The organism is Pseudoalteromonas sp. TAB23 (genome assembly GCF_000498075.1).
GTDB lineage: Bacteria > Pseudomonadota > Gammaproteobacteria > Enterobacterales > Alteromonadaceae > Pseudoalteromonas > Pseudoalteromonas arctica.
On record NZ_AUTP01000350.1, the window covers coordinates 27311 to 29076 of the forward strand.

A 1766-nucleotide genomic window follows, 5' to 3' on the forward strand; every position below is an offset into this window, starting at 1 on the left:
GGTTCCAGTACTTATAAAAGTAGAATACGGACGCTTGTATCACGACAGTGCCTCAGCTAAAGAGTATTGGCAAGGTAGTTTAAAAGGCTGGATTGAAAGTGGTATGCGCGCCTCGTTAAAGCCTGGTAATTTATTAACGGGTGCAGTATACGTTGATTTTGATATATACCCAGATGCACCGCAAGCACACCTAGGTAAACTTGTGCAGTATGATGTTTTTCCGAGTATTTCTAGCGGCATAACCGTATTAGCAGACCAAGTCTCTGACGTACTTAATAAAGTAAATAACTTAAAAGTTGAAGATAGCTTAGAACAAATGCAAGCCACATTTACCGATTACCGAGCGCTTGCTAATGAAATGCGAGAGCTACTAAGCCAAAAAGATACACAAAACTTACCAGGCGACTTTAATCGTAATTTCGAAAAGATGACAAAAAGTATGGAGCAGTTTGAAGTAACTATGCGCCAATTTGATAAAACCATGGCCAGTTACCAAGCAGGTTCTGAACTTCATCATCAAATACAGCAAACATTAAAAGAGTTTAAACGTTTAAGCGAGGGCCTACAGCCTCTAACTCGCGGATTAAACGAGCAACCTAATATGCTAATTTTTGATAAATCATTACCAGCAGATCCAAAACCAAGGAAGCAATAATGAAATCGTTATTTTTAACTGCAAGTTTATTATTACTATTGGCAGGTTGTAGTTCATCAATACAAACTGCAACACAATATTATCAGTTTGAGCAGCCTATTGGTGCCTCGTCTCGAAATGTGACAGACACAGACGCACAATTAAGAATACAAACAGTTGTACTTAGAGGTGCTTTAAATAATTTAGGTATTGCTATGAAAATAGATAGCAACCAAATTCATGCCGCAAATTACAACCTGTGGGGCGAATCGCCGGATGTAATGCTCACTGCAACAGCCCAGCAAACTCTTTTTAATGCTATGCCAAATTGGATGGTAATAAAGGGCTTACCGGTCATTACCGAACTCGATCAACAAACGTTTTATGAACTGGAATACGAAATTCACCACTTTAATGGCGATATGGAAGGTAACGCTGATATTTCAGGGCTTTGGCGTTTATATTACACACACCCTGAAACAGGCCGACGTCTTATAAGTATTCATAATTTTTCAAACCTAGTGCCTATCGATGATGATGGATACGACGGTTTAGTTTCAACGCTTGAAGCAACATGGCTAAATATAAACCTAAATGTTGCAAAACAAATAGAACAAGCAAGACTTTAATCATTAAGTGAAAATATAATTACGGCGGTTTTATCATCAATTACCGTCGAATCTTACTTTTTGCTGCTTCTTCAATAATTTTTTAAGTTGATGAATGGCATCTCTTTACATCAAGGAATTAACGCTACAAAGCACTCTATTAAACCGCCTCTAATAAAATTTTATCAAACATGTAAATTTTTGTTGACTGAAATTAAAAAGCGGATTATTTTTGCGCCGATGTTTTTACAGGCACAACAATAGCGGTTTGCACTCCTTGCACCGTCTGGCGCCAAAGCCAACGCGTTTCATTTAAACAGCTATTTAACATAACTGTTTATGTGTCCCTCCCACGCGTACAAAAGCAGTGACTTGGAAAATGATTTAACAACAAACTTATCATCTTCTTTGTTTTTGTATAAGCGGCTTGAAAATTAATTTAATTTTTATGCATGCTTTTAATTTTGTGAATACTTAAATGCTTGAACCTTCTGCGTTGAGTTTACTACCACCGTTAGTGGTGG

The 1766-nt window shown here is 37.4% G+C and carries 1 protein-coding gene and 1 pseudogene (1 of these 2 cut by a window edge); both read left to right on the forward strand.

The window, feature by feature from the left end; all coding sequences use genetic code 11:
* Positions 1-655 (forward strand): annotated as a pseudogene (gene pqiB / locus L654_RS0123555) (intermembrane transport protein PqiB) (it extends 962 nt beyond the left edge of the window).
* A complete protein-coding gene (locus L654_RS0123560; protein WP_007582431.1) occupies positions 655-1263 on the forward strand; it encodes a PqiC family protein in 609 nt (202 codons plus the stop codon). Before pqiB ends, L654_RS0123560 begins: the two are co-directional and overlap by 1 nt.
* Positions 1264-1766 lie beyond the last annotated feature (503 nt).